The sequence below is a fragment of the Enterococcus sp. AMC1623 genome (genome assembly GCF_058216495.1).
This window is the reverse complement of the sequence record NZ_CM177096.1, coordinates 3,287,995-3,314,646: the sequence shown is the minus strand read 5'-3', so window position 1 is coordinate 3,314,646 and position 26,652 is coordinate 3,287,995. Positions and strand designations below refer to the sequence as shown.

Here is a 26,652-nt window from a genome sequence, read left to right as displayed (position 1 = left end):
GTTCCTCTTTCTTTATAAATAAAATAGGCCGCAAACTTCTTTTAATAACTCTGCGTCAAATGTCGATAATAAAGCTAATTCATTTAAAATTGCCTCAGCAGCAGTTAGTTCATCTGTTAAAGCTTTTTTAGCTCCTTCTAAACCTAATAAACCTGGATACGTACTTTTTTCAAGTAATTTATCTCGATTTGTTTCTTTACCTAATTCTTCAGTCGTACTGACAACGTCTAATAAGTCGTCTCGAATTTGGAAAGCTAGGCCTAGATGTTTGGCTAATTGATCTAACTTTTCAAGGGTGCCTTCTGACTGATTAGCTAAAATCCCCCCGGCAACCACTGCAAAACGAATTAATGCCCCTGTTTTGCGTTGATGAATCGCCATTAATTCTTCTATTGAAAGTTTATTTCCTTCCGCTTGCATATCAGCGGCTTGACCAGCAACCATCCCATGTGTTCCGGAAGCTTTAGCTAATAATTGTAAAAGTAAAACTTTTTCAGTTGGTTCGATTTCCGCCATGCTCACTAATTCAAATGCTAGTGTTAATAAACCATCCCCAGCTAAAATAGCCATCGCATCACCATATACTTTATGATTGGTCGGTTTTCCACGACGTAAATCATCATTATCCATCGCTGGTAAATCATCGTGAATTAATGAATACGTATGAATCATTTCAAGTGCTGCTGCTGTTTGATACCCACCCAAAGAAATTTCTTTGTTAAATGATGCAATTGTAGCTAACAATAAGAGTGGTCGAATTCGTTTCCCACCAGCATCAATTGAGTATAGCATACTTTCTTGTAGTCTTTGATTATTTGTATGCTCACGAACAAACCGAACCATTTCTGTTTCGGTTTGTTGAATTTCTTTGGTTTGAAAAGTTGTTAATCTACTCATTTTTCCGCCTCTTCAAATGGAACTTCTTCATTGGCTTCTGTCATCATTTTAGTTAATGTTTGTTCTGCCTTTGATAGGGTATCTTTACATTGTTTACTCAAAATCATGCCTTGCTGGAAAGCAGTTAATGCTTCTTCTAAAGGAACATCACCTTGTTCTAGGCGTGTAACAATTTGTTCTAATTCTTGTAATGATTCTTCAAATGTTGGATTTATCATGCTTTTCCTCCTTAATTTCAAGAACTTCAACTTTTGCTTGCCCATCTTGATAATGGACATCTAAAACATCGCCGACAGCTAACTCTTGAACTGATTTGACAACCGTTTCTTTGGTCGTATAGCTGTATCCACGTCCCATAATTTTTAGTGGGCTTAATAAATCCAGCGATTGAAGTGTTTGTTGAAATTGTCGTTGCTTCTGTTCAAAAATCAATTGCATTTGTTTATCTAAACGTTCTGACAAATAATTGACTTGTTGTTTTGACTCACGAACGCGTGCAGTTGGCACAACTTGCGCCAAACGATGAATGGTTTGATTGGCTGTACGTTCTTTTTCATAAATTAATGTTTGCATTTGTTGCATTAAGCGTTGTTGTAGTTGATCTAACTTCAATGATTGTGCTTCATATAATCGCTCGGGTTGACGGAATATATAGGAATTTTGTACGCGTTGGAAACGTTCATCTTTCCGTTGCATTTGATTAGCGTACGCTTGAATTAAACGCGCTTGACGTTCTTCAATTCGCAATAACTCCTCTGTCAAAACGGGAACTGCCAATTCAGCTGCTGCAGTTGGTGTTGCAGCTCGAACATCAGCAACTAAATCAGCAATCGTCGTATCTGTCTCATGTCCAACAGAAGAAATAATTGGGGTCTTTGCTTCAAAAATGGCGCGAGCTACCCGTTCTTCATTAAAGGGCCATAAATCTTCAATTGAACCGCCGCCACGCCCAATAATCATTGTATCAAAATTTCCCATCGCTTCTACGCGTCCAATGTTTTTCACCACATCATCCGCTGCTTTAGCTCCTTGAACAACTGTTGGGAATAATACAATTTGAGCAATTGGATATCTTCGTCGTGTCGTGGTAATAATATCACGAATAACTGCCCCACTTGGACTAGTAAGCACTGCAATCCGTTTCGGATATTTCGGCAATATTTTTTTTGGTGCTTGAAATAAACCTTCTTTATCTAATTTGGCTTTTAACTGTTCATACGCTTGATACAATGCGCCTACTCCATCAGGTTCCATATGCTCAACATAGATTTGATAATTCCCACTAGCTTCGTACAAAGAAATACGCCCAACAGCCATCACTTTCATCCCTTCTTCGGGTCTGAAAGCGAGTTTGTCAAACGCTCCTTTGAACATTACTGCTGAAATTTTAGCACCATCATCTTTTAAGCTGAAATACTGATGATTTGGACGCAAACGAAAATTTGAAATTTCTCCAGTTAAAAACACTCGTTCTAAATACGGATCAACATCAAATTTTCGCTTTAAGTATTTCGTCAGCGCAGTCACAGACAAATACTTCTGTGTCATTTTATTTTTCTATCTCCTGACGTTTTGCCGCTTCAACGGTTTGCATCATTAACATGGTAATTGTCATTGGGCCAACCCCTTTTGGTACAGGCGTGATATAACCTGCAATTGGTTCTACTTCGTCAAATTTCACATCCCCAATTAATTTACCTTCTGGACTGCGATTCATCCCTACATCGATGACAACAGCACCCTCTTTAACGAACTCTTTGGTCACAAAATGGCCTCGGCCAATTGCCACAACTAAAATATCGGCTTGTTTGGCAACTTCTGGTAAATTTTTTGTACGTGAATGTGTCATCGTAACCGTCGCATTTTTAGCTAATAATAATTGTCCCATTGGTTTACCCACGATATTGCTACGACCGATAACTACGGCATTTTTTCCTTCTAAATCAATATTGTATGCTTCAAACATCTTCATAATACCATATGGCGTACAAGGAATCATTTCAGGCGCGCCGGCAAATAGACGTCCTAGATTCATTGGATGAAAACCATCGACATCTTTTTTAGGATCAATTGCTAATAAAATTTTCTCTTCATCAATATGGTTTGGTAAAGGAAGTTGGACTAAAATGCCATGAAAAGCTGGATCTTGGTTGTATTTTTCAATTTCTGCCAACAACTCATCTTCAGTAATTGTAGCTGGATAACGTTCTACTTTTGAATGAATCCCGATACGTGTTGCTGCCAATTCTTTGTTTTTGACATAGGTTTGACTAGCTGGATTTTCACCAACTAATAAAACAACTAACCCTGGTTGAAGATTTTTTTTGACTAATTGTTGGACCTCTAAACGAATTTCTTCTTGCATTTTTTCTGCTAATTCTTTTCCATTGATTAATACACCCATTTTGTTAAATAGCCCCCTTGCATTTTTTAACATTTTAACACATATTGATTTCTCAAAAAATATTTTCATTATCATTTTCAAAAAAACATTCATTTTCGTTCGTGTATTCGGTATAAAAAACGAAAATTCGAGTTATCCAATCCATAATCTTCGTTAATTCGTTGTAGAAAAGAAGCTAGCCTATTCGCTAGCTTCTAATTTATTATTGATAGTTGATAACACACCATTGATAAACTTACGTGATTGATCATCACTAAAGGTTTTTGCTAATTCAATTGCTTCATTTAAAGCAACTTTATTGGGAACATTATCGACATACAACATTTCAAATAATGCGATACGTAAAATAGTTACATCCATTTTAGAAAGACGTTGTAGACTCCAACCACGGCGTAAATGCTCTTGAATCATTTTATCCAATGATTCTTTATTTTCACAAACACCAGTTACTAATAAATCTAGATAGGTCGGTATAAAATTTTCGTGTTCTTCATCAATCATATCTTCATGTTCTAATTCAATCGCATGAAAAATGGCGTCTTTTTTCTCTAAATCTTGATTGAAATCTAACGGAAATAGTGCCTGAACAGCCATTTGTCTGATTTCATGTCTTGATAATTCTTTACTCATTTTCTTCCTCGTCATTTCCAAATAGTTCTTCTAAATCCAATTGTTCTGGTTTTTCTGGGACAACCGCCATCACATGAATATTCACTTCTGACAAATTAACATCTGTCATAAATAAAACTTGTTCTTTCACACGTTTTTGCATTTCCATTGCTACTTTTGGTACAGAAACCCCATATTTCATATAGGTATAGATGTCTACTTTGATACCAGTATCGTCCATTTCTAAACGAACACCTTTACCATAAGCAGAACGACCTAATAGTTCTGTTACGTTATTTGCGAATGTGCTTTGCATACGGTATACGCCATCTACTTTTGAAGCAGCAATACCAATAATTACTTCAATCACTTCAGGAGCAATGACAATTTCCCCTAATTCTTGATTAGCATCTAATACGAAATTTTTTTCATCGACCATTCTAAATTCCTCCATCTCTGAATACGATTTAACCTTCTGCGGTATTTTAGATAAACAGATACCACTGAAAAAAATCTTACAGTTCAAAACCTATGTTGACAGTCCTCAAACAATCCTTACCACTGTTTTTTTCTAGTGGAGAATGAGCCTGAACTTCGATTATAGTTTATCATTTAATCACCAGATAAGCTATAAAAAGTCCTCTTATTCAGTCGAAATTACAAGATGATTAATTCTTTTGGCGAATGTGTTAAAACTTTATTTCCTGTTTCAGTAATCAATAAATCATCTTCAATCCGAACGCCGCCAATTCCTGGTAAATAGATTCCTGGTTCATCGGTAATGATATTGCCTGGCACAAAAGCTTTCTCAGCACGGAAAGAAACATTCGGTCCTTCATGAATCTCTAAGCCAATCCCATGGCCGGTAGAGTGGCCAAATGCTTCACCATAACCAAAGGAAGCAATATAATCTCGAGCCACTGCGTCTAATTCAATCCCTGTCATTCCAGGTTTAGCTGCTTCTAAAACCTGCAATTGCGCATCTAAAACAATTTGATAAATTTCTTTTAATTTTTCTCCTGGATCACCAATCGCAAATGTACGAGTCATATCAGAAACATAACCATTATAATAACAGCCAAAGTCAAGTGTAATTAAATCCCCTTGCTCGATGATTTTGTTACTTGCTACCCCATGCGGCATAGCTGAACGGACACCACTAGCTACAATTGTTTCAAACGAGACACTTGTCGCACCTAACGAACGCATAAAGAAGTCTAATTGATTGGCTACTTCAATTTCTGTCATACCAGGACGAACCATTTTTAAGATATGTGAAAAGGCTTGATCTGCAATATGACAAGCTTGTTGAATCGTTGCAATCTCTGTTTCGTCTTTTACTTCGCGTAAATTTTCAATCATGCCAGCAATAGGAACCAAGGCAGACTCTTCAATGATATCTTCTAAAACAGTATATTCTGCAAAACTAACTTGTGTCTCTTCAAAAGCCAATGCGTTAATTTCCTCTTCTTGACAGATACGAGCAACTTCATCAAAAATCGGACCGGCATTTTTGACGATTTCATATCCTTGTGCTTGTTTTGCTGCTTGTTCTGTATAACGAAAATCAGTCACAAAAAAAGCTTTGTCTAATGTAATAACTGCTAATCCTGTTGTACCAGTGAAATTTGTTAAATAACGAAGATTGTAAGGACTCGTAACTAAGAAACCGTCTATCGCTTCTTTTTTCATTGCTTCACGTAATTTTTGTACTCGTAACATGTTATTCCTTCTTTCCCTTTAAATTCATTTTTCATTATAACAAACTTCGTCTTAAAGAGAAAAGAGTAGACTTATAAAAGCAAAAGACGAATCAATGTCTTCACTGATTCGTCTGTTAATTATTTACTTTTTCCAAAGAAAAATGAAATGACTGCTGCAAAAATAACTGCTCCTAAAATAGATGGAATAATCGCCATTCCAGCTACATTAGGTCCCCAGCTACTGAATAAACTTTCTCCAATTGAAGAACCAATAATACCTGCAATAATATTAAATAAACAGCCACGTTTTTCTCCGGTAATGGAACCTGCGATTGCGCCGATAACCGCACCGACAATCAATACCCATAACCAATGCATATGAAGCACCTCCTTATACATGATACTATTATTCTAACACACACGCTTCGTTGCAGAAAATAATATCTATATAAGGTAAGTTATTTTTTCTTCCCAATAGAGAGTACGCCACGTTTGATAACATCGAAAAAGCTCAATGAATGGACCATTCGACTAGGCTCCACGTATGCTCTTATTGCTCGTAGCACTACTTTCGGTTGTTTTGAAGCAAACGTATATGTTCCATTACGTTTCGTTTGAATTGCGTAACGCGGAATCCATTTCCCTTTGAACAAGACAGAAGCAACAACGTAATCAACTTCTTCCCAAGGGATTTGAATGAATTTTCGCGCATCGCGATCGTTATAAAATTCAAATCCTTTATCGCCAATCATAATTTTTCCATAATCTGTTAGTCCTGTAAAAGCTGTTGCGTTGATAACTAGATCAACTTTTGTATTTAACGATTGAACCATCTTTTTCACCTCATATTTTTCTATTAGTATAGCGTTTTTCATTCCAACTTGTAAAATCAAATTATGTAAAGAAAACCAGACGAAGAAACGTTTCTTGTCTGGTTTCGTTTGAAATAATTATAATAATCCGATAACGTGGCCTAAGATACCAACAACGAATAATCCAAGGATAATCACGATTGGTGAAACTTTTTTCTTCAATAACCACATACATAAGAATGTCAATAATAGTCCTGCTAAACCAGGAATCAATTGATCTAAGTTATCTTGTAATGTTGTGACTTGGATATTAGACAATGCTTTACCAGCTGCGATATCACCAAAGACTGATTGCAATCCTTCACCTGTCATTTGAACTTTATCCCATTCGATATAAGCACCTGGTGAAAGTTCAACTTCTGAAACAGTTGGAACAAAACTAATATTTACCCATCGTTGGACTAAGGATGCCAAGACGAACATACCTAGAATCGAAGCACCTTTTGTTACATCTTGTAATAAACCACCAGATAAATCATCTGTAATTGCTGAACCTGCTTTATAACCAAATTCTTGTGTATACCACATGAATGCCCAACGAATAATATTCCATGCTAGGAAGAAAATGATTGGACCTAAGATATTTCCACCCATGGCTAGTGATGCACCTAATGCACCTAACATTGGACGTACAGTGAACCAGAATACTGGATCACCGATACCGGCTAAAGGACCCATCATCCCAACTTTTACCCCTTGAACTGCTACATCATCCACAGCTGCTCCGTTGGCACGTTCTTCTTCTAAGGCCAATGTTACACCCAAAATTGGTGATGCGATATATGGATGTGTGTTAAAGAATTCCAAGTGGCGTTTTAACGCTGCTGCGCGGTCTTCTTTTGTTTTATATAATTTTTTAATTGCTGGAATCATTGAAAAGGCGAACCCGCCGTTTTGCATACGTTCATAGTTCCAAGATCCTTGGATAAATGTTGAACGCCATGCAACAGCTAAACGATCTCTTTTCGTTAATTGAATTTTTTCTTCTGCCATTTTTCCTATTCCTCCTTTGAAAGATTAATAATCGTTTAGAATGTCACCTAGAGGGTCACTTGCGTTTCCTCCGCCTCCACCTGTTGAAGAACCACCCATTTTAGATAGGTTCAAGTAGATAAGCGCTAAAGCAACACCGATTGCACCAATTCCGATAAGAGTCAAATCAGTAATGGCAGCTACAACAAATCCAAGAATGAAGAAAGGCCAAACTTCTTTGTTTGCCATCATGTTAATGACTAATGCATAACCAACGGCTACAACCATACCACCGCCGATAGCCATACCTTCTGTTAACCATGCAGGCATTGATTCTAAACCAGATTGAACAACTGATGCTGGAATAAATAGCAATGCAGCTGCTGGAATTGCAATACGAACACCTTGCATACAAATAGCTAAAATTTGTAAAATTTCGATTTTTCTATAGTTTCCTTCTTCAGCAGCGGCATCCATCATGTGAACTAATGGTACAGCTAATGTACGAACAACCATTGTTAAGAATAAACCAGCTACAGCTAGAGGAATAGCGATCGCAATTGCAGAAGGGATACCTGCTGCTCCTTGACCACCTAAAACTAAAATAATTGCTGCTGCAACTGATGCTAACGCTGCATCGGGTGCTACGGCTGCGCCAATGTTTGCCCATCCAAGAGCAATCATTTGTAATGATCCACCTAGCATAATCCCTGCTTCTAAATTCCCTGTTACTAATCCAATTAATGTACATGCTACCAATGGTTGATGGAATTGAAATTCATCCAAAATTCCTTCCATACCAGCTAAAAAGGCAACAGCAACGACCAATATCACTTGGATAAAATTTAAATCTGACATGATAAACCTCCTAGTTCAATTTATTTTTTTATTTCAACTCTGATTTTGCTTTATTTAATAATTCATCTAAATTAGCTCTAGAGTCATTTGGTACTTTACGAACATCAAATTTTAATCCTAATTCTTTTAATTTTTCATAAGATTTGACATCGTCTTTCCCCATAGATAATACGTTATTTACCACAACTTTACCGGTTGAATGTGCCATTGAACCTACGTTTACTTCTTCAATTTCTACGCCACCTTCAACTGCACGAACAACATCTTGTGGATTTTCAAATAATAATAATGCTTTTGTTGAACCAAAACGTGGATCTTTTGCTACTTCAATCATTTTATCAATTGGAACGACATTTGCTTTTACTCCTGGTGGGGCTGCTTGTTCAATCAGACGTTTTCTCAAATCGTCTTTAGCTACAGCATCACTAACGACAATAATACGTGTTGGCTGTGTTGCTTTTGTCCAAGCCGTTGCTACTTGACCATGTAATAAACGTGAATCAATACGTGCTAAGACGTATTTAATTTTGCCATCGCCCACAACTGTTCCTGGAGGAAGTGCTCCTTTTGGTGTAGCATCATCTGCTGCTTGAGCAGGTGCAGCAACTTCTGGTTCTAATTCTTCTGGTTTAATTTTGACACCATCGCGCGCAGTGTTTAAAATTGCTGCGGCAATATCTTGTGCCGAATTCATTGAAAAACGAGAAGCATAGGCTTCAATCACCATTGGTAAATTCATACCTGAAACAATTGCCCACTTATCTTTATGACCTTCTAATAAATTATTAGCTTGGTTAAAGGGGGTTCCTCCCCACAGATCAACTAAGAAAAGAACTTCTTCTTGGTCATCAAATGAATTAATTGCTTCTTGCATTTTTGCTTTGATGTCATCTGGACCTTCACTTGGTGCTAATACACAAGCAGCTACGTTTTCTTGTTCACCGAAAATCATCGCTCCTGATTGCAAAATCCCTTTAGCGAAATCTCCATGACTTGCTAGGATAATTCCTACCATCTTCTTACCTCCTATTTTCTAAATTTCTATATTTCTTTACAACTTATCTAACAGTTCCATCAAATTGACTTTACGATCAGTTGGGACTTTGCGAACTTCTAATTCAATTCCTTGCTCATCTAAGTAACGAAAAGCGTCCGCATCTTGTTCATCGATTGAAACAAAATTTGTAATCATTCGTTTTCCTGCTGTAAAACGCATACCACCAATATTTAATGAATTCAATCTCATTCCTCCACGTATCAAACGTTCCACATCTTGCGGATTGGTAAATAATAACATGACTTTTTGTTCTTGAAATAATTGGTTATCGTAAACGTCTAACATACGCGAAACAGTTACGACATTGGATTTAATACCTGGTGGCGCTGCTTCTTGCAGTAAAAACTTTCGCAGTGAATCATTAGCTACTTCATCACTAACGACAATAATACGATTAATATTAATTTGTTTTGCCCAAGCTGTAGCTACTTGCCCGTGAATCAATCGATCATCGATTCTTGCTAATCGAATCTCCATTGCCTCGCCTCCTGTCTCTGGCTGTTAGTAATTTTCCACCTCCTCATGCACTTTAATACAAGCAAGAAGCGTGCCAAAACACTAAATGATACACTGTTGATTTAATACTTTTTCTCAAAAAAATACAATACACTAAAACGATACACTTCATTTTGTGTATCGTTTTAGTGTATTGTATCAAACTTTTTCTTTCACTTGACGATGAATCATCGTTAGCAAATAATACTCTTCTGCTAACGGAATCGTTAAGTTTAGCGTTCTTCCTAACGATAACACATGAACATGTAATTGCTCATAGTCTTCATTTTCTTGCAACCAATGTATTTCTTCTTCATTCGTAGTCAGTGGTTGGTTTAATAAAACTCGTTCTAACAAACCTGCTGCATGCAATAAGAAATTAATACGGAAGCCTTTTTCTTCACTTGGAATATGCGAACTATTCATCACATCTGCTGTAAATTTCCATAAGGGCTCAATCATTTTTTTCGGATTCAAGAAAGTATAATTATTTTCTAAAAATTCGATACAGACTTGTTTTGTTTGTTCTTGATTTAGTTCGACTGTTTCAGATAACAGTTGATTTCCTGTCAATAATCGATCAATCAGTTCGTCGGTATCTTGTGTCATAAAGTTTTCTAATGAAATAAAGGGTACCGGTAATTTAGGATCGATGACACCAGTCGTTGCAATCAATTCATATTTCTTTTGGATCTGCGGGACTTTTTCTTTTAAATCCAAAACAGATAACGTTAAAATTTCAATATCCGTGATATTTTTTTTATCTAACGTATGTTGAATGATGCCCTTAATTTGTTCAGCAGTACCTTCACCAGACGCACAAATCGCTAAAATGCCTCGTGGTAAATGTGGCTGAACACCCGAATGTGGAAACTCCTCTAAACGACTGTACCCACGAAAATTCTCTAGTGACTCATACAATTCTTTCAAACTCGTTCCTAATACAGAAGCTTTACGAACTGCTTCTAATACAATGGGTGTAGTGACCATATCAATTGTTCGCACAAACACACCCGTTTCACGTTGAATTTCGGCATTGAAGGTGACTAAAGAACCCATATCAACTAATAATAAAACACCGCTGCCTTCATTGACCATAAGTACTGCTTGTTTCATTTTTTCTAATGCAATTTTAGGTGGCATGTCTAACGGCATATCAACTGCAGCTACCTGTTCAACACCCAATAATTGCTTCACGACATCAACCATACTTGTTGCTGTACTATTGCCATGTGCAGCCACAACTACCCCAATCTTGCCTTCCGCAGAACTATTTTTCAACGAAACCAACAATACAGCTAAATAATATTCTTCGCTTTCTGGAATCGCTACATTAAATGATTCCCCAATAAACTGACGGATTTCTTGCGCAACTTTGAATTCTTCTGGATAGTCCGCTACCATTTCACGGATGTTATCATTGGTATGTCTTGTTTCTCCTAACTGAATTTTTTTCAAAAATGAACTAATATGCAAACTCATCGCATACACAAAATTTTGCTGAAAATCATAATTCAAACGATTGCGAACAATGGTATAAATTCGGTTGGTTAGTTCAATGATTTTTTGGTCAACAAATTCACTCAATTTATTATCCGCATGAAAAGAAAAGCCATGATCTTTATAAAACGATTTTAAATGCACATTAATATCCGTCGAAATAAAATGATTAATTGCTTCTTGATCGACGCCATCAGCTTTTAACAAGGCAGCTTTATCACCGATAATATCATATAAATTATACGGTAGTTCATATGAATCTGATTGAATATTTAAAATGTCTTCATTAGGTTGAATAACAATTTTAGGTTCAAGACTATGAGACAGTTCCATTAAAATTTCACGTTTATTCGCTAACATAATCAAACCAGAACGAATGCCTTCTGGAACATCTTCTAAAGTGATATCAATTTGCGATTGATGCATGTGATTTAAAAAACCGCGCGCGCAAACTAATTGAACGTTTGATTTTAGCTGTCCAATATTTCCAAAACTAACACTTCCAATTAAAGCTTTTACCACATCTTCCGTTAAAGAAATGGTTCGTTGAATACGACTCGCTTCGTGAGATACCATGATTTTAACCAAATCGAGCTTCTCATTAGCCGGCCGCTTTTCAAAAGAAGGCATTTGGATATTAATTGGAATTCTTCGAACAAATGTATCTAATAATGCCGAATTAGGGTCTTCAGTGGTTGCACCCACAATTCGTACATCCGCAAAATGATTTTTCCCTGTTTCACCAAGACGGCTATAAGAGCCATGATCCATAAAATAAAAAATCATTTCTTGTCCTTCTGGTGGCAAACGATGAATCTCATCTAAAAAGAGCATACTTCCGTCAGCCTGATCAATTACACCTAACTTCTCCGCATCAGCTCCAGTAAAAGCACCTTTAACATAACCAAATAAATGACTCATTAACAACTCGGGATTATTCGCGTAATCGGCACAATTGAATACTATCATTTCTTTGTCTTCCGCAATTACTTGATTCGCCTTCGCAAATTGAAACATTGCGTGCGCAAAAAAAGTCTTTCCTGAACCAGTTGGACCGGTGATTAAACAATTCAACCCTCGTGGAGGATACAAAATTGCTGCTTTCGCTTGTTCTCCGGCATTTTTCATACTGCCATTCATCCCAATAATACGCGCAAAAATATCATTCGCTGGTAAAAATTGTGAAATACGCTGAGGTTTTCTTTTTTCACGTGGTTGACGACTTTCTTTGTAGCTTGGTACATATTTTTCCTGTACATTATGAATCGTTGCCGCTAATGTATAACCAACTGGACGACCATCTAATTTAAGTAAACGACCTTCACGTACAAGTTGGTTCAAATCTTTACTGACATTACTCCGTTGAATTTGAAGAGCTTCAGCAATTTCAGCAGTAGTAACAGCAATTTTTTCTAAATTAGAAGATTCATTCTCTCGATCCACAATATATTGATAAATTCTTTCCATACGCTTACTCAAACATCTCACCTCTTCATCAAATTTCTTCTTTCTATTATAAACGGTCTTATCATGAATTACCATGCACACTGAAAAAACAAGACAGATCAAATGACCTATCTTGTTTTTTCATCAAGTTTTGCAAATGGAATGAATGCTTGTGGCGGAATCGTCGGCTCTGTAAGTGTTTTTTGCATCCACACCACATCAAACCATTGATTAAATTTAAAACCAACTTGTGTATACAATCCAACATGTTGGTAGCCAAATTTTTGATGGAAATGTTCGCTTCTTTGATTTCCTGCAGTAATACAAGCTAATAATTGAACAACATTTTGTCGCATTAAGACCGCTTCTAGCGCTTGATACAATTGAGTACCAATTCCTTTAACTGGGCAATTTTCTTGGACATAGACCGTTGTTTCAACCGCCCAATCATAGGCTGCTCGCATTTTATAGGCACCGGCATAAGCATACCCTAAAATTGCTCCATCCTCTGTTTCTGCCACTAAATAAGGGTATCTTTCTAGTGTTTGTTGAATTCGGTTGGAAAAATCTTCAATAGTCGGTACCGTATATTCAAACGTAATGGCAGTTTTTTCTACATACAGTGCATAAATGCTCAATAAAGCTGACGCATCTTCAATGGTTGCTGTTCGAATAGAAATGTTAGTCATTCACTTCACCGGCATATACTGTCAAATGTGCAGGTAATATTTCGACAGTAATTGGCAATTCTGGGCCTTCATCACCATCTACATTCGTACCAAGTGTTTTTTCTTTGACAGCAATTGTTCCTTTCTCAAACGTCACATAACCTACATTGTCCGTACTTTCTTTGACACCTGTTAATAAGTCGGGCAAACTTTTTACAGTCTCCAATAAACTTTCATCTTTAAGATATAATAAGTGCATCTTACCATCATCAACTTGTGCATCGGAAAATAATTGTTCAAAACCACCAACTGAATTAGTTGAACCAATAATGAGGGTTGTACTTGTAATTTCTTGTGACTCTCCGTCAATTGTTAATTCAAAGTCATATGATTCAGTCCCAATTACATTTTTAATGCCTGAAATAAAATAAGCCAATTTACCAAATTTAGTTTTATCTTCAACATCGACATCATTAATTGATTCTGGAATTGTACCAATTGCTACAACATTCATGAAGTATTGGTCATTTAATTTACCCACATCCAATGATTTTGTACGCTTAATATCTAACTTGCTAATTGCTTCTTCTGGATCTAATGGTAAATTTAAGGCCCTGGCTAAATCGTTCACAGTACCTAATGGAAAGAAACCAAAATTTGGTCGATAGGTTTCTTCTGCCAATCCACTAATGGCTTCATTAACCGTGCCATCGCCCCCCATTGCAAAGACGCTATCAAGTTTTGCTTGTGCAGCTTCTTTGGCAAAATCAATCGCATCGCCAGCTTCTTCTGTATGTTTAACAATCACTTCGTCAAATAAAGTGTTTAATTTTTCAGTTGCTTGTTCTTCATATTTTTTGGCTTCTTCTCCACCTGAACTTGGGTTTACAATTAACAAAGCTTTCGTCATCTTCAGTTCCTCCTATTTGTTCTTTAATTTCCAACAAAATGTTACAGATAAGGTTTCTTCAATCATAGCTGGTTGAATCGTGGGCATTGCTGCTTGACGACTCACAGTAGATTGAAAGACCATGGGTGAAAGAAATGGGCGTTGCTCAGTTGTGCTATTTTCAATCTGAACTAAATCACCTAATAGTAAATTTGAAGCTTCTGCAAGAATTTCTGCTTGCAAGCGTGCATCATTTGTTGCGTTGATTAATAATTGTTTTTGTAATGTCAAACGATCACTGACAGTAAATTGAAGTGAAATCACTGGTTGTACCTCTGTTTTAGAAATACTCGTCAACAATTCTTCCAAACGTTCTTGATGAAACGGAAATTGCAACGTCACGGTTTGATTCACTTCATAACCAATGGACTCCGTTTGCCAAACATCTTCTTTGAATTCACTTTTTTCTTTGGTATCTATTGAAAATGATTGTGTTTTTAACTCTTCAACAGAAAATCCCTGTGCCGTAATCACTGTTTCTAATTGTGTAACCTTTTGCTTTGCCCCTTGAATCGCTTGTGCGTATTCAGCATGGACCGTTGCTAATTGTAAAACAACACATACTGTATCAGGAATTGTAGAAACATGACCGATTCCTGTAACTGTCACTAATTTCCCCACTAGATCATTCCTTTCACTATCGTTAGATTTATTTTACACGAAAGTTAAAAAAAATGCGTGAATAAACAAAAAAAGTACGAAAAGAAAACGACGATTTTCTTTTCGTACTCATTCTATTAAACTATTTTAATCCAATTCAATCGCACCAGTTGCTAATTGATAGTAGACACCTTTGTGTTCAAGTAATTCTTCATGGTTTCCGCGTTCAATAATGCGACCTTGATCTAAAACCATAATCGCATCGGAATTCTGAATCGTGGATAGACGATGGGCAATGACGAAAACAGTCCGTCCTTTCATCAAAGCATCCATTCCATCTTGAACGATACGTTCCGTGCGCGTATCGATACTTGATGTCGCTTCATCTAAAATCATCACGGGTGGATCTACGATAGCTGCTCGTGCAATCGCCAGCAATTGACGTTGCCCTTGAGAAAGTCCTTCACCATCTCCAGTAATAACAGTATCATAGCCATCTGAAAGGTGGGATATAAAGTAATCCGCATTCGCAAGTTTGGCCGCTTTGCGCACTTCTTCATCCGTTGCATCCGGTTTACTGTACCGAATATTTTCACTAATTGTTCCAGTAAATAAATGCGTATCTTGCAACACAATTCCTAACGAACGACGCAACGATTCTTTTTTGATTTGTTGAATGTTAATTCCATCATAAAGAATTTCGCCATTTGAAATGTCATAGAACCGATTAATTAGATTGGTAATGGTGGTTTTCCCTGCACCCGTTGCACCAACAAAAGCTAATTTCTCTCCTGGTTTAGCAAACAAATTAATATCATGTAAAACAAGCTGATCCGGTGAATAACCAAAATCAACATGGTTGAACCGTACATCGCCTGTCAGTGGAATATAATTAAAATGATTGTTTTCTGGTACTTTCCATGCCCAATCTCCCGTTTGTTCTGCACATTCCACAGGTTGCCCCGCTTCATAACGAACATTGGTTAATGTGACAACTCCTTCATCTTTTTCCTCTTCTTCATCAAGTAATACAAAGATACGTTCCGCACCTGCTAACGCCATAATTACAAAGTTGATTTGCTGTGATATCTGACTGATTGGCATATTTAACGAGCGACTTAGTTGAAGAAAAGAAGCAATTGCCCCAATCGTTAAGACAGCCAGTCCATGAATACTTAACAATCCACCAACGACCGCAATTAACACATACTGAATATTTAGCATATTCATCATCACGGGCATTAGAATATTGGCATACCCATTGGCTTTCGTTGCATCCTCTGCCAATTGATTATTTAGTGTATCAAATTCTTGAATCGTGATGGTTTCATGATTAAAAATTTTGATGACTTTTTGTCCTTGCATACGCTCTTCCACGAAACCATTTAATTTCCCAAGCGTCGACTGTTGTTTGCCAAAATAATTGCCACTCAAGCTAGTAATTTTTCGGATTGTTAAAAACATCAAGCTCACTGAACAAATCACAAAAATCGTCAAAGGCAAACTGACAAAGAACATCGCTAGAAAAACACTCACAAAAGTTACCAAGGCTTGGAGAAGCTGCGGCAAGCTTTGAGAAATCATTTGACGAAGCGTATCAATATCATTTGTATAATGACTCATTACATCCCCATGAGAATGCGTATCGAAATATCGGATAGGTAAAGTTTCCATATGACTAAAAAGGTCATCACGAATTTTCTTTTGAACGCCTTGCGAAATGGTTACCATCAATTGATTAAACGTAATTGCTGCCAAAATCCCCATAAGATATATTCCCGCCATTTGCAACACAGCTGTCAATAAGCCAGTAAAATCAGCCGCTCCGCTTTGTGCCAATAGGGGAATAGCGTAATCATCAATCACGACTTGTAGAAAGAGCGAACCACGAACCGTCGCAAAAGCTGACAAAATAATACAAACAAACACAATCGCTAATTGCCAAGGATACCCTTTAATTAAATAGCTCACTAAACGTCGTAGTGTTTTTATCGGGCGATCTGCTGGTTGTCGTTTACTCATATACCTCACCAAATCCTTTCACTTGAGAATGATTGACTTCCTGATAGATTTTATTGGTTGCGAGCAATTCTTCATGGGTGCCAATCCCTTGAATTTTTCCTTCTTCCATGACAATAATTTTATCGGCTTTTTCAACAGAAGAAATCCGTTGAGCAATAATAAATTTCGTCGTTTCTGGGATTGTTTCAAAAAAAGCTTGCTGAATCAGATAATCAGTTTTAGTGTCCACCGCACTCGTCGAATCATCAAGAATCAAAATTTTAGGTTTCTTCAATAACGCACGTGCAATTGTAAGTCGCTGTTTTTGACCACCCGACACATTGGTTCCTCCTTGCTCAATATACGTATCATAGCCTTGAGCAAGCTTACGGATAAATTCATCTGCTTGTGCCAAACGACAAGCTTCCACCAACTCTTCATCCGTTGCTTCAGGATTTCCCCAACGTAAGTTTTCTTTGATAGTTCCAGAAAATAAGACATTGTTTTGCAAGACCATTCCTACCGCATCTCGCAGTGCTTGCAACGAATAGTCTCGGACATCTTGACCACCAACCTGCACTGTTCCTTCTGTCGCATCATATAGTCGTGGAATCAATTGGACAAGAGTCGTTTTACCAGACCCAGTTCCACCAATAATTCCCACTGTTTCTCCAGAGGCAATATGAAAATCACAATTGTTGAGCACCAGATTGTCTTTTTTTCCAGAATAGCTGAAAGAAACATTCTTAAACTCTACACTGCCATCAGAAATCTCTGTCAAAGGTTCCTCAGGATCGGTCAAATCACTTGCTTCATTCAATACTTCTGAAATTCGCTCCATCGAAGGACGAGAAATAATCAGCATCACAAAAACCATCGACATCATATTCAAAGCAATTAGAATTTGCATGACATACATGAACATACTCATCAATTCGCCTGTTGTCATCGAACTATCGACAATCAAATGTGCCCCAATCCATGAGATTAGCAACATGCAACTAAACATCGTAAATTGCATTAATGGTCCATTGAAAGCGACAATTCGTTCTGCTTTGGAAAACATCCGATAAATTTTTTCTGAAACAGTTTCGAATTTTTGCACTTCATGCGCTTCTCGAACATATGATTTTACAATGCGAATACCTTGTAAGTTTTCCTGAACGACTTGATTCAACCGATCATACGTACGAAAGACACGATTAAATGCCGGATGAGCAAACTTAATAATGAGAGCTAAGCCGATTGCCAAAAAAGGAATGGCAAATAAAAAAATAACCGCTAATTCATTATTAATCCGAAAAGCCATAAATAATGAGAAAATAAACAACAACGGACTACGAACTAAAATTCGAATTGTCATTTGAAAAGAATTTTGCACGTTGTTGATATCAGTTGTTAAACGTGTAACTAAGCTAGACGTAGAAAAGCGGTCAATATTGGCAAAAGAAAATTTTTGGATATTCACAAAAATAGCGCGACGAATATTTTTAGTAAATCCCGCCGAAGCAATTGCCGCATAACGTGCAGATAACATCCCAAAAATTAACGCCAAGACCGCACATACGACTAAACCTAAACCAATAACCAAAATATTTCGTTGATTTCCTGTCACGATACCTTGATCAATAATTTGTGCCATTAAAACTGGTATCAGAATATCGAGAAGAACTTCTAAGGAAACAAAAAAAGGCGTCATTAACGCATCTTTTTTATATTCTCCAATATTTTTCAAGAGAGATTTTATCACGTTTTTCACACTCCTTTAATTAAATTATCAAAAAAACGCTATAAGTAAAGTGTGCGGAACTTCTTTATAAAAGTCAATGAAAGGGGTTAAAAAAGTCAAAAAAATTTTAAAAATTCGAATAACATGCTGATGTAATCTTCTATTCACATCAGCAATAACTACTTTTGAAGTAAAAAAACATTTAGTATATAAAAAAACCCGTTTTCCAACGGGCTTTGTGTTATCGATTCGACTTACTATTTGACGCATAGTTACGAGATAGTGGATCACACGTCCTTTCTCCGATTATCTCGGGTATAAGAAAGTTTAATCCAATTATCTGGTGGTTTTTTGATTAATCCCATGCTCATCAACAGTTTGTTTACTTTCCTTTTATACAAGTTACTTCGGTATGCGTTTTCCATAACTTCACGTCCTTTTTATGAACTTGGGTAGTGAAAAGAAGATATCTTCTTTTCACCTTTACTATACTATGCGTTGTTTTTTTTAACAAATAAAAGACGTATTATGGATGAAAGTTTATGTTAAATGATGAAAATTCAATAGGATCATTTCCCCCTCTTTCTCTAGTAATAACTTGCGGTTTAACAGTGATAAAAGCAGTTTGTTCTTGAACAGGAAATAAAATCATTGTTCTTCCTTGAATTACAAGCTTGTCATTTATAATTTCTTCATTCAAACGAATCCCATTAACAATATTATTCATCTCATTGCCTTCTTTGTCATAAAGACCTAAGCGTACTTGATTATATTGGTTATTCTTTGAAAATGTTGCGGTATAGTTAATAGCTACCGAAGCTTGCCCTACATACATAGAAGTAAATTCAAGTGCGATTTGTTCCGTTATATGTTCTCTTTTTTCCGCCAGTGAGATGGTTTGATACGTTAGTTGTGTAACTGGTACATCAAATTTCCATCGACCACTTTGTTTACCAATTTCTATAAACTCTATAGGAACACGCACCTCACTTGCTGAAACTTCTGATGGATAAACAAGCATGATATGTCCTTGATAACCTTCTACATTTTTTTCAAGATACGTAATTTCTTGGGTTTCTGAAATTCTAGAATCACCATTAAAAATTTTGTACGTCGCTGTAAAACTACCCATATGATCTGGGTTAATGTCACCCTTTATCTTAAAGCTAATTCCAACTGTTCCACCATCAAAATAGGCATCAGAAATTGTCACCTTAATCCCATCATCAATTGCTTCTTCATTTAATTCGGTTATCAAGTTTTGTTTGTCTAACTCATTTCCAATTAAATCTTGAAAACGACTATAGAATGAACCAATCACTGGAACATTAGCTAAAACTTCAGAAATCGGCGTAATAATAAATGTCGCCATAATCAAACTAACTGTTGCTAGAGTATACATACCAAAAGAAAACCAAATAATGTTTCTTTTTGGTTTATCTGCTTGAGTAATCCCTGTTTTTATTGCATTTTCTAACTCTACTGTCGGAATGTCAATTGCTTGATATAACTTATGAAAACCTTTCTTCTCCATCATTAATCTCTCCTTTCATTAGATTTCTCAATTCATTTTTCCCTCGAAATAAATAGGTTTTTACAGAACCTACAGGAATCGCCAAAATTTTTGCGATTTCTTTAATAGGTATATCTTGAAAATAAAATAAAATTAGTACGTCTTGATATTCTTTTCTTAATTGTTGAATCGCTGACATTAAATCCATAACGGCTACCAAATCCTTCTCTTCTACTTGAAAATTCTCAGCGATAGCGTCCAAGGTGAATGTTCGTTGATTACTCTGTAGATGTTCATAAGCTGTATTTATAAGAATGCGCATGAGCCAAGTCGAAAAATATTTTTCTTTTTTTAATTTATGAATTGAACGATATGCTTTATAGGAAGTTTCCTGAACAATATCTAATGCATCTTCTCGATTCCCCACATATAAAAAAGCCATTTTATAGAGTTGCTCACTATAACTTAACAAAAGTACTTCAAACGAATTCGAATCCCCTTTTTTTGACAATTTAACCAAATTTATCTCCTTCATAGTTTTCCCTCCTTACTTATTAGACGGTTTATTTATGGAAAAAGTTTCAAAAGTGAGGATTTATTTTCAAATAACTGTTCATCCTTATTAGATTGACAGTACAACAAAAAAAGTGAACGAACAATCGTCCACTTTACGTATTTAAATTCGCAAGTTTTTGTAGCAATCCCGTATAATCAACTTTAGAAAAATCTGATACATCATATTCATATAAAGCCCCTAGTGAGAAATGGTTGTATTGTCTTTCTTCAATGATTTTTTTGAAAGCTTCTTTGGTAATTAAATCATCTGCTAAGGCGCGATTTTCTAATTGATCACCAAAATGATAATGTGTGCTGATATGACTCAAATGTCGATCTGATTGAACGTCACGAAGTTTTCGTCGTGCCCATAATTTTTCGAAGTCACTCACTAAACGTATCGTAATCACTTGATAATCATACGTTGTTGTCAACTCTACCAACTGTTGTTTCTGTTTATCGGAAAAAGGATACTCGGATAGAATAAAGCGTTTGCCAATACCCATGTACAAGCCAAGAACTTGATAATAAAATTTCCATACTTCCTTTTCAAGTTCTTTTTTCTCTGCTAGATTATTAAAACCCACTGAATCCGCCAAAATTTCTTTAATCTCATCTGGGGTAATACTAAATATATCCGGCAATACCTGCTTTATCTGATTGACCAAATAACTCTTTCCAGTTGCTGGACTACCTGCTAATAAAATCAGATACTTATCCATTCGTCCCAACACCAATTTTTAGTGGTTCATCGATATTCATAAATAAACTAATTTTATGTTTGACAATTTCTTTAACAGTTAAATTAGCAGGAATGATATTGTGACGCAAGGATTTGTTGACTTCTGTTTCTCCAAACGATTCTTTTGCTTGTTTTGTCCAATTAACTAATAGTTCGGTGCCAACGTTAAATTTACGAATGCCATGATTGATTAACTCTGGATAGTCTTCTTCTTTGACGCCAGTTCCTCCATGGATGACCAAAGGAATATCCACTACCTTATGAATTTCTTTTAATAATGGAATATTCACTTCAGTTTTTGACTTGAACTGTCCATGGTTTGTACCAATCGCAATTGCTAAGGCATCAATACCGGTTTGTTTGACAAATTCCACAGCATCTTCTGGACGTGTATAGACTTTATCATTTTCAGCTACTGAAATTCCTTCTTCCGTTCCTCCAATTGTTCCAAGTTCCCCTTCCACAGATACCCCATGAGCCTGAGCGTAAGAAACGACTGCTTTGGTTTTAGCAATATTTTCTTTAAATGGTAAATGTGAACCATCATACATAACACTAGAATACCCCGCATCAATTGCTGCTTTGATTTCATTAAAATCACGTGCATGATCTAAATGCAAGGCAACATCAACCATTTCATCTTCTGCAATTTCTTTGACTACAGCTACGACTACTTTATAACCGATGTATTTTGCTGTATCAATACTTGTTTGAATAATAATCGGACTTCCCATCTCTTTTGCCGCTCGAATCATTTCTGGAAGCATTTCTAAGTTGTGCGTATTAAACGCACCAATGGTCATATTTAAATCTGTTGCTATTTGTGTGACTTCTTTTAATGTTTTATACATATTCTTCCATCCTTTGTACTTATTTTCCACCGGTAATGGTTAATTTTTTTGCTATTTGACGCATATCATCCATTTTGTTCATATATTTTTCAATTCCAGTATCATCGCCATTTCGTGCGGCTTCTGCTCGTTTTGCATTATAAAGACTCATTAGTTTTTTATAACCATCGCCCATAGTTAATTTATACTCGAGGCTTTTCTCTAACGTTGGAATTGCCTGTTCGTCTTCTAATTCTGCATAAGCTAAGCCTATTTCTTCATATAATTTAGCTAATTGCTCATCAGACGTTAGCTGCTTCATTTCATGTTCTTTTTTAGAAACAAACGCCAACAATTCTATTCTACGTTCTTCTGATAAAACGGGTTGTTCAGGTTGCTTTTCTTTTGTTTTTTTCTTAAAGAAACCAAACATCTAAATTCCTCCTTAGAACATTTTTAAAATTGGGCTTAAAATCCAAGCGTATAATAAAGCAGCTACTACTGTATCAACATCTGTTGCGGTTGCATTAACAAAGCCCATACTATTAAAAATAGTAACAAGCAGTGCAGGTAATAAGGTAATGAAGAAGCCGTGAGCAATTCCTCCAATAATCGCACCTCGACGACCACCAACTGCATTCCCAAAAATACCAGCTGTCCCACCAGCGAAGAAGTTAGTTAACATTCCTGGTAAGATCATTGCTAACCCAAAAGCTGGCAACGTAAACATCGCAATGATTGTTCCAATTGTCGTTGTAATAAATCCTAAAATCACCGCATTTGGTGAATATGGGAAAAATACTGGACAATCTAACGCAGGAATTGCATCGGGTACTAATTTCATAGCAATTCCTCGGAAAGCAGGGACAATTTCACCTAACAATAAACGCACACCTGCTAATAACACATACACACCAACAACGAATTGAATAGCTTGTAAAAAGGCAAACATCAAATAATGTTGTGCGCCATGCTCGCCAATTCCGGGACCCGCAAATACTGCTGTAATCACATACAAAGGTACCATTACCACCATGACAGAAAGATAGGTATCTTGTAAAAATTCAAAGGAAGACGGTAATTTAATATCTTCAATTGATTTTTTATTTTCACCTTTTTCACCAAAAATTTTTGCTACACCTGCTTCAAATAGATAACCAATCGTACAAAAATGACCTAAGGCAATATCATTTGACCCCGTCACTTTACGAATAATTGGCTGTGCAATCGCTGGCATCGCCACAGCAAAAATGCCACCAACAAGCCCACCTACCAAAATTAAGACAATCCCTCGCAAGCCAGCAAAGAAACCAAAAACCGTTGTCATTGTCGCCATCCATAAGATCGCTTGACCTGTTAAAAAGATATATTTCCACTTCGTAAAGCGTGCAATTAAAATATTAAAAATAAAGATAGCTAAAAACGTTAAAGCAATATCTCGCCCTAAACCAAGTTCGTTCATCGCTTGTCCATTGATTGCTTCAATCGATGGAATAATTCCTTGCATATTAAATCCCGCTGTAAAAATTTCCCCAAAATAAGTCAAACTACCTACAATAATGCTTGAACCTGCACTTAATACTTGGAAACCTAGTAACGTTTTTAACGTTCCTGAAATTACTTGTCCCATTGATTTTTTTTGCAAAATTAATCCTAACATTGCAATCAATGCAATCGTAATGGATGCCTGTGTTAAAATGTTTTCAATAATAAAATTTATAACGCCCATTTCATTCATTCCTTTCAACTTGATTTTATAAAGCGCCTTTTGCTTGTAAAACTGGAACTAGTTTTTCTTCAATTTCTACTTTTGACACAATATTTTTCAAATAAACAATCGCTGTTTTATTTTCATCAATATTGAATTTTTCAAATTGTGATTTAAAATTTTGTGCAGTGATAATAATATCCGGTTGCATAGATGCTGCTGTTGAAATGTCCACGTGATCTAACTTGGCACTAACATTGTATTTATTTAAAACATCCTCTGCTGACATTTGTGCTGCAAAACTACTTCCTAATCCAGCACCACATACAAATAAAATATCAATCTTTTTACCCATTATTCATTCTCCTATTCTTCTTTTAATTAAAGAGAGTTTGTTTAAACTCATCTATTGTTTTAGTAGTAACAAGTTGATTTAATTTTTCTTCATCATTAATTAAATCAATCAAATGACGCATAATATTAAGATGTGAAAACGAATCGACTGCTGATAAACAAAAAATAATTTTGACGGGATCATTTTCCTCATGACCAAATTCCACACCTGACTTAACTGTCGCAACACTTAACCCTAAACTATTTGCGCCATCTTCTGGTCTAGCATGTGCTAGGGCAAGGTGTTTACCAATTACGATATAAGGACCATATTCATCAACAGAATCAATCATCGCTTGAATATAATTTTCTGTAATAATCCTTTCTTTCAGCAATGGATGAGAAACCTTTGTAATTAATTCTTTCCAATTCTTTGCTTCAACATTCATCAAAATATTTTCATCTTTTAAGACATCCTGAATCATAGGCTGCAACTCCCTTTTATTAATCGTTAAGTGATTTTTTCTAAATATTTTTTCCAATTCTTGGTACTGACATTCCACTTTTTGTGAAGTTTTTTTATCAAACAACGTTAAAATGTCTGAGAATAACTGTGTCGAATCTCTATGTTCATTCGATAAACGACGATATTGCGAATGTTGACTCAGAAATGCAGCGATGGCTTCTTTGCTATCTTCTTTAATAATTGGTTCTAAAATCAATAATGGTTTATTTTTGATTTCAATAGAGACCGTAGAAAAGACAAAATCAACATCTAATTTTTTGATTAGTTCGATTTCACGTGAACTTAAAACGGCTAATACTTCAATATGAAATAACTCTTTAAGGTTTTCTGATAATAGCTTGCCAGTTGCCAATCCGTGATTGCAAATCACTACCGCTCGATAAAAATAAGTCAATTCTTGATTCAATTCACTTAAAGAGGTTGAAAAATGAATCGTGAGAAAAGCAATTTCATCTTCAGTCAATTGTTTCTTTAAAACCTTGTTAAATTCAGGTGTAAAACTTTCCACTGCTCGATAAATGGTGTCATAATTGGCTTTGATTGTTTCCTTCAAAGGATTAGCAAATTGCACATCATATCGCAAACGACTGAGTAAACTACCAATATGTTGATACAAGCCTTCTTGCAAATCCGCTTCTTTTTTAGTAAATGGAATATGTGTTTCATTTTCAACATGTTGAATTAATTGAATTGAAAGCAATTGTGCTTGCACCCATTCAATAGATGTACTCATATTTTTAGGGTTAAAGGTATCTAAAATAAAGGTGAGATACTTGTATTCATTTGCTGCATCCTGAATCGAAAATTTATCAAAAATCGCTTGAACAAACTCTTGAATTTCTTGAGAAGCATGTGTTTCTTTATGTGACCAATCGGGCGATTGAATACTCTGTTTATTTTGAAAACGAGTCAACCAAATTCCAGTAAATAAGACGAGATTTTTTCGATACAAATTATCTTCACTTGCTGAAATCGACTCACCATAAATTTGATCAATCTTTTTAAATACTTCTAAAGAAATATATTTAAAAATAATTTGCTGTTTGACTGATTGATTTTTTATCTCATCGGTTAAAGTAAAATTATCTACCATTTTATTGATAAACGAATAAATCATTGTTCGAATACTGCGTTCCTTGCCATTCAGTACTAACCCTTGTTTGGGAATACTTAAAATTTCGACAGTATATTTTGTTAACAACTGACGTAACCGTCGCATATCCTCGTCTAAGGTACTTTTAGAAATTTGTAATTCCTCTTCTTTTTGATAGAGAAATACTTTCTTTTTTCCGAGTGAAATAGAAAGAATTAAATCTAACAGTCGTTCATCACGAGTCAATATCTCATCATGAACATCGCGACCAATTAATTCAATAAGCGCTTCTTTTTTCTGCTCTGTCATTGTTAGTCGCAAACCTTTCCCACGAATTGTTTGTAAAACAGGGAAATCATTATCGATAAAATACGTATTCAGTTGATTTATTTCATTTCTCATCGTTCGTTTGCTTAATTGAAATTCTTCACTAAGCGTATCGATGCTAATCGGAAAATCAGAATATAGAAATTTTCTTATCAGCTTAATTGTTCGATCTTTCATGAGCTTATCTCCTTCTCTGACTATAGTATAGGTGCTCGCCTACTCGATTGTTAGTAGAGATTTTTGCATCTTAATCGAGCAAAAATGT

The 26,652-nt window shown here is 35.9% G+C and carries 27 protein-coding genes; all 27 read right to left on the bottom strand.

The features are described from left to right. Nucleotides 1-12: 12 nt before the first annotated feature. Nucleotides 13-897 (bottom strand): polyprenyl synthetase family protein, encoded by an 885-nt coding sequence (locus AC4BC7_RS16295; RefSeq protein WP_490503398.1) that lies wholly within the window; start codon nt 895-897, stop codon nt 13-15. Then, the gene (locus tag AC4BC7_RS16290; protein ID WP_490503397.1) at nt 894-1,115 is read right to left on the bottom strand and encodes an exodeoxyribonuclease VII small subunit; all 222 of its coding nucleotides are present in this window, start codon (nt 1,113-1,115) and stop codon (nt 894-896) included. Before AC4BC7_RS16290 ends, AC4BC7_RS16295 begins: the two co-directional genes overlap by 4 nt. Beyond that, a complete protein-coding gene (gene xseA, locus AC4BC7_RS16285) occupies nt 1,096-2,445 on the bottom strand; it encodes an exodeoxyribonuclease VII large subunit (protein WP_207941705.1) in 1,350 nt (449 codons plus the stop codon). Before xseA ends, AC4BC7_RS16290 begins: the two co-directional genes overlap by 20 nt. A 1-nt stretch (nt 2,446) precedes the next feature. Continuing rightward, entirely contained in the window at nt 2,447-3,301 is an 855-nt protein-coding gene (locus tag AC4BC7_RS16280) for a bifunctional methylenetetrahydrofolate dehydrogenase/methenyltetrahydrofolate cyclohydrolase (RefSeq protein ID WP_207941704.1), read from the bottom strand. Between the two features lie 180 nt (nt 3,302-3,481). Then, nucleotides 3,482-3,931, bottom strand: coding sequence for a transcription antitermination factor NusB (gene nusB / locus AC4BC7_RS16275; protein ID WP_207941703.1), 450 nt, complete (start codon nt 3,929-3,931; stop codon nt 3,482-3,484). Continuing rightward, entirely contained in the window at nt 3,924-4,349 is a 426-nt protein-coding gene (locus AC4BC7_RS16270) for an Asp23/Gls24 family envelope stress response protein (RefSeq protein ID WP_207941702.1), read from the bottom strand. The genes nusB and AC4BC7_RS16270 overlap by 8 nt, the downstream gene beginning before the upstream one ends. 218 nt (nt 4,350-4,567) lie before the next feature. Continuing rightward, complete coding sequence (locus AC4BC7_RS16265) at nt 4,568-5,632, bottom strand: M24 family metallopeptidase (RefSeq protein WP_207941701.1); 1,065 nt, start codon at nt 5,630-5,632, stop codon at nt 4,568-4,570. Nucleotides 5,633-5,751: 119 nt separating this feature from the next. After that, nucleotides 5,752-5,991: a GlsB/YeaQ/YmgE family stress response membrane protein gene (locus tag AC4BC7_RS16260; RefSeq protein ID WP_207941700.1), complete on the bottom strand. Its 240-nt coding sequence runs from the start codon at nt 5,989-5,991 to the stop codon at nt 5,752-5,754. Between the two features lie 80 nt (nt 5,992-6,071). Next, nucleotides 6,072-6,446 (bottom strand): DUF956 family protein, encoded by a 375-nt coding sequence (locus AC4BC7_RS16255; RefSeq protein ID WP_207941699.1) that lies wholly within the window; start codon nt 6,444-6,446, stop codon nt 6,072-6,074. A 117-nt stretch (nt 6,447-6,563) separates the two neighbouring features. Beyond that, entirely contained in the window at nt 6,564-7,478 is a 915-nt protein-coding gene (locus AC4BC7_RS16250) for a PTS system mannose/fructose/sorbose family transporter subunit IID (protein WP_207941698.1), read from the bottom strand. A 24-nt stretch (nt 7,479-7,502) separates the two neighbouring features. Beyond that, complete coding sequence (locus tag AC4BC7_RS16245; protein ID WP_207941697.1) at nt 7,503-8,315, bottom strand: PTS mannose/fructose/sorbose transporter subunit IIC; 813 nt, start codon at nt 8,313-8,315, stop codon at nt 7,503-7,505. Nucleotides 8,316-8,343: 28 nt separating this feature from the next. Further along, nucleotides 8,344-9,330, bottom strand: a complete 987-nt coding sequence (locus AC4BC7_RS16240; RefSeq protein WP_490503396.1) for a mannose/fructose/sorbose PTS transporter subunit IIA — start codon at nt 9,328-9,330, stop codon at nt 8,344-8,346. A 36-nt stretch (nt 9,331-9,366) separates the two neighbouring features. Next, nucleotides 9,367-9,849 carry a mannose/fructose/sorbose PTS transporter subunit IIB gene (locus AC4BC7_RS16235; protein ID WP_207941695.1) on the bottom strand — a complete coding sequence of 161 codons (483 nt, stop codon included), beginning with the start codon at nt 9,847-9,849 and terminating at the stop codon, nt 9,367-9,369. A 177-nt stretch (nt 9,850-10,026) separates the two neighbouring features. Beyond that, nucleotides 10,027-12,846 carry a sigma-54-dependent transcriptional regulator gene (locus AC4BC7_RS16230; RefSeq protein WP_207941694.1) on the bottom strand — a complete coding sequence of 940 codons (2,820 nt, stop codon included), beginning with the start codon at nt 12,844-12,846 and terminating at the stop codon, nt 10,027-10,029. A 95-nt stretch (nt 12,847-12,941) separates the two neighbouring features. Beyond that, entirely contained in the window at nt 12,942-13,493 is a 552-nt protein-coding gene (locus AC4BC7_RS16225; RefSeq protein WP_490504446.1) for a GNAT family N-acetyltransferase, read from the bottom strand. 1 nt (nt 13,494) lies between these two features. After that, complete coding sequence (locus tag AC4BC7_RS16220; protein ID WP_207941693.1) at nt 13,495-14,391, bottom strand: diacylglycerol/lipid kinase family protein; 897 nt, start codon at nt 14,389-14,391, stop codon at nt 13,495-13,497. Nucleotides 14,392-14,403: 12 nt separating this feature from the next. Then, a complete protein-coding gene (locus AC4BC7_RS16215) occupies nt 14,404-15,051 on the bottom strand; it encodes an SIMPL domain-containing protein (RefSeq protein WP_490503395.1) in 648 nt (215 codons plus the stop codon). 126 nt (nt 15,052-15,177) lie between these two features. Then, complete coding sequence (locus AC4BC7_RS16210; protein ID WP_490503394.1) at nt 15,178-17,052, bottom strand: ABC transporter ATP-binding protein; 1,875 nt, start codon at nt 17,050-17,052, stop codon at nt 15,178-15,180. Continuing rightward, nucleotides 17,045-18,781: an ABC transporter ATP-binding protein gene (locus tag AC4BC7_RS16205; protein WP_490503393.1), complete on the bottom strand. Its 1,737-nt coding sequence runs from the start codon at nt 18,779-18,781 to the stop codon at nt 17,045-17,047. Before AC4BC7_RS16205 ends, AC4BC7_RS16210 begins: the two co-directional genes overlap by 8 nt. Before the next feature lie 505 nt (nt 18,782-19,286). Continuing rightward, nucleotides 19,287-20,297: a DUF4179 domain-containing protein gene (locus AC4BC7_RS16200; RefSeq protein WP_490503392.1), complete on the bottom strand. Its 1,011-nt coding sequence runs from the start codon at nt 20,295-20,297 to the stop codon at nt 19,287-19,289. Next, complete coding sequence (locus AC4BC7_RS16195; protein WP_490503391.1) at nt 20,272-20,808, bottom strand: sigma-70 family RNA polymerase sigma factor; 537 nt, start codon at nt 20,806-20,808, stop codon at nt 20,272-20,274. Before AC4BC7_RS16195 ends, AC4BC7_RS16200 begins: the two co-directional genes overlap by 26 nt. Nucleotides 20,809-20,941: 133 nt before the next feature. After that, entirely contained in the window at nt 20,942-21,550 is a 609-nt protein-coding gene (locus tag AC4BC7_RS16190) for an AAA family ATPase (RefSeq protein ID WP_207941689.1), read from the bottom strand. Further along, on the bottom strand, nt 21,543-22,421 hold the full coding sequence (locus AC4BC7_RS16185) for a class II fructose-bisphosphate aldolase (protein WP_207941688.1): 879 nt from the start codon (nt 22,419-22,421) through the stop codon (nt 21,543-21,545). Before AC4BC7_RS16185 ends, AC4BC7_RS16190 begins: the two co-directional genes overlap by 8 nt. 19 nt (nt 22,422-22,440) lie before the next feature. Continuing rightward, on the bottom strand, nt 22,441-22,833 hold the full coding sequence (locus AC4BC7_RS16180; protein ID WP_207941687.1) for a tetratricopeptide repeat protein: 393 nt from the start codon (nt 22,831-22,833) through the stop codon (nt 22,441-22,443). A 12-nt stretch (nt 22,834-22,845) separates the two neighbouring features. Beyond that, on the bottom strand, nt 22,846-24,129 hold the full coding sequence (locus AC4BC7_RS16175; RefSeq protein WP_207941686.1) for a PTS sugar transporter subunit IIC: 1,284 nt from the start codon (nt 24,127-24,129) through the stop codon (nt 22,846-22,848). Nucleotides 24,130-24,154: 25 nt separating this feature from the next. Then, nucleotides 24,155-24,463 (bottom strand): PTS sugar transporter subunit IIB, encoded by a 309-nt coding sequence (locus tag AC4BC7_RS16170; RefSeq protein ID WP_207941685.1) that lies wholly within the window; start codon nt 24,461-24,463, stop codon nt 24,155-24,157. Nucleotides 24,464-24,485: 22 nt separating this feature from the next. Beyond that, complete coding sequence (locus AC4BC7_RS16165; protein WP_207941684.1) at nt 24,486-26,564, bottom strand: BglG family transcription antiterminator; 2,079 nt, start codon at nt 26,562-26,564, stop codon at nt 24,486-24,488. Nucleotides 26,565-26,652: the final 88 nt, after the last annotated feature.

Coding starts and splice junctions, on each gene's coding strand:
- AC4BC7_RS16295 (WP_490503398.1), bottom strand. CDS start 897: ATGAGTAGATTAACAACTTTTCAAACCAAAGAAATTCAACAAACCGAA.
- AC4BC7_RS16290 (WP_490503397.1), bottom strand. CDS start 1,115: ATGATAAATCCAACATTTGAAGAATCATTACAAGAATTAGAACAAATT.
- xseA (WP_207941705.1), bottom strand. CDS start 2,445: ATGACACAGAAGTATTTGTCTGTGACTGCGCTGACGAAATACTTAAAG.
- AC4BC7_RS16280 (WP_207941704.1), bottom strand. CDS start 3,301: ATGGGTGTATTAATCAATGGAAAAGAATTAGCAGAAAAAATGCAAGAA.
- nusB (WP_207941703.1), bottom strand. CDS start 3,931: ATGAGTAAAGAATTATCAAGACATGAAATCAGACAAATGGCTGTTCAG.
- AC4BC7_RS16270 (WP_207941702.1), bottom strand. CDS start 4,349: ATGGTCGATGAAAAAAATTTCGTATTAGATGCTAATCAAGAATTAGGG.
- AC4BC7_RS16265 (WP_207941701.1), bottom strand. CDS start 5,632: ATGTTACGAGTACAAAAATTACGTGAAGCAATGAAAAAAGAAGCGATA.
- AC4BC7_RS16260 (WP_207941700.1), bottom strand. CDS start 5,991: ATGCATTGGTTATGGGTATTGATTGTCGGTGCGGTTATCGGCGCAATC.
- AC4BC7_RS16255 (WP_207941699.1), bottom strand. CDS start 6,446: ATGGTTCAATCGTTAAATACAAAAGTTGATCTAGTTATCAACGCAACA.
- AC4BC7_RS16250 (WP_207941698.1), bottom strand. CDS start 7,478: ATGGCAGAAGAAAAAATTCAATTAACGAAAAGAGATCGTTTAGCTGTT.
- AC4BC7_RS16245 (WP_207941697.1), bottom strand. CDS start 8,315: ATGTCAGATTTAAATTTTATCCAAGTGATATTGGTCGTTGCTGTTGCC.
- AC4BC7_RS16240 (WP_490503396.1), bottom strand. CDS start 9,330: ATGGTAGGAATTATCCTAGCAAGTCATGGAGATTTCGCTAAAGGGATT.
- AC4BC7_RS16235 (WP_207941695.1), bottom strand. CDS start 9,849: ATGGAGATTCGATTAGCAAGAATCGATGATCGATTGATTCACGGGCAA.
- AC4BC7_RS16220 (WP_207941693.1), bottom strand. CDS start 14,391: ATGACGAAAGCTTTGTTAATTGTAAACCCAAGTTCAGGTGGAGAAGAA.
- AC4BC7_RS16210 (WP_490503394.1), bottom strand. CDS start 17,052: ATGAGTAAACGACAACCAGCAGATCGCCCGATAAAAACACTACGACGT.
- AC4BC7_RS16200 (WP_490503392.1), bottom strand. CDS start 20,297: ATGATGGAGAAGAAAGGTTTTCATAAGTTATATCAAGCAATTGACATT.
- AC4BC7_RS16195 (WP_490503391.1), bottom strand. CDS start 20,808: ATGAAGGAGATAAATTTGGTTAAATTGTCAAAAAAAGGGGATTCGAAT.
- AC4BC7_RS16190 (WP_207941689.1), bottom strand. CDS start 21,550: ATGGATAAGTATCTGATTTTATTAGCAGGTAGTCCAGCAACTGGAAAG.
- AC4BC7_RS16185 (WP_207941688.1), bottom strand. CDS start 22,421: ATGTATAAAACATTAAAAGAAGTCACACAAATAGCAACAGATTTAAAT.
- AC4BC7_RS16180 (WP_207941687.1), bottom strand. CDS start 22,833: ATGTTTGGTTTCTTTAAGAAAAAAACAAAAGAAAAGCAACCTGAACAA.
- AC4BC7_RS16175 (WP_207941686.1), bottom strand. CDS start 24,129: ATGGGCGTTATAAATTTTATTATTGAAAACATTTTAACACAGGCATCC.
- AC4BC7_RS16170 (WP_207941685.1), bottom strand. CDS start 24,463: ATGGGTAAAAAGATTGATATTTTATTTGTATGTGGTGCTGGATTAGGA.
- AC4BC7_RS16165 (WP_207941684.1), bottom strand. CDS start 26,564: ATGAAAGATCGAACAATTAAGCTGATAAGAAAATTTCTATATTCTGAT.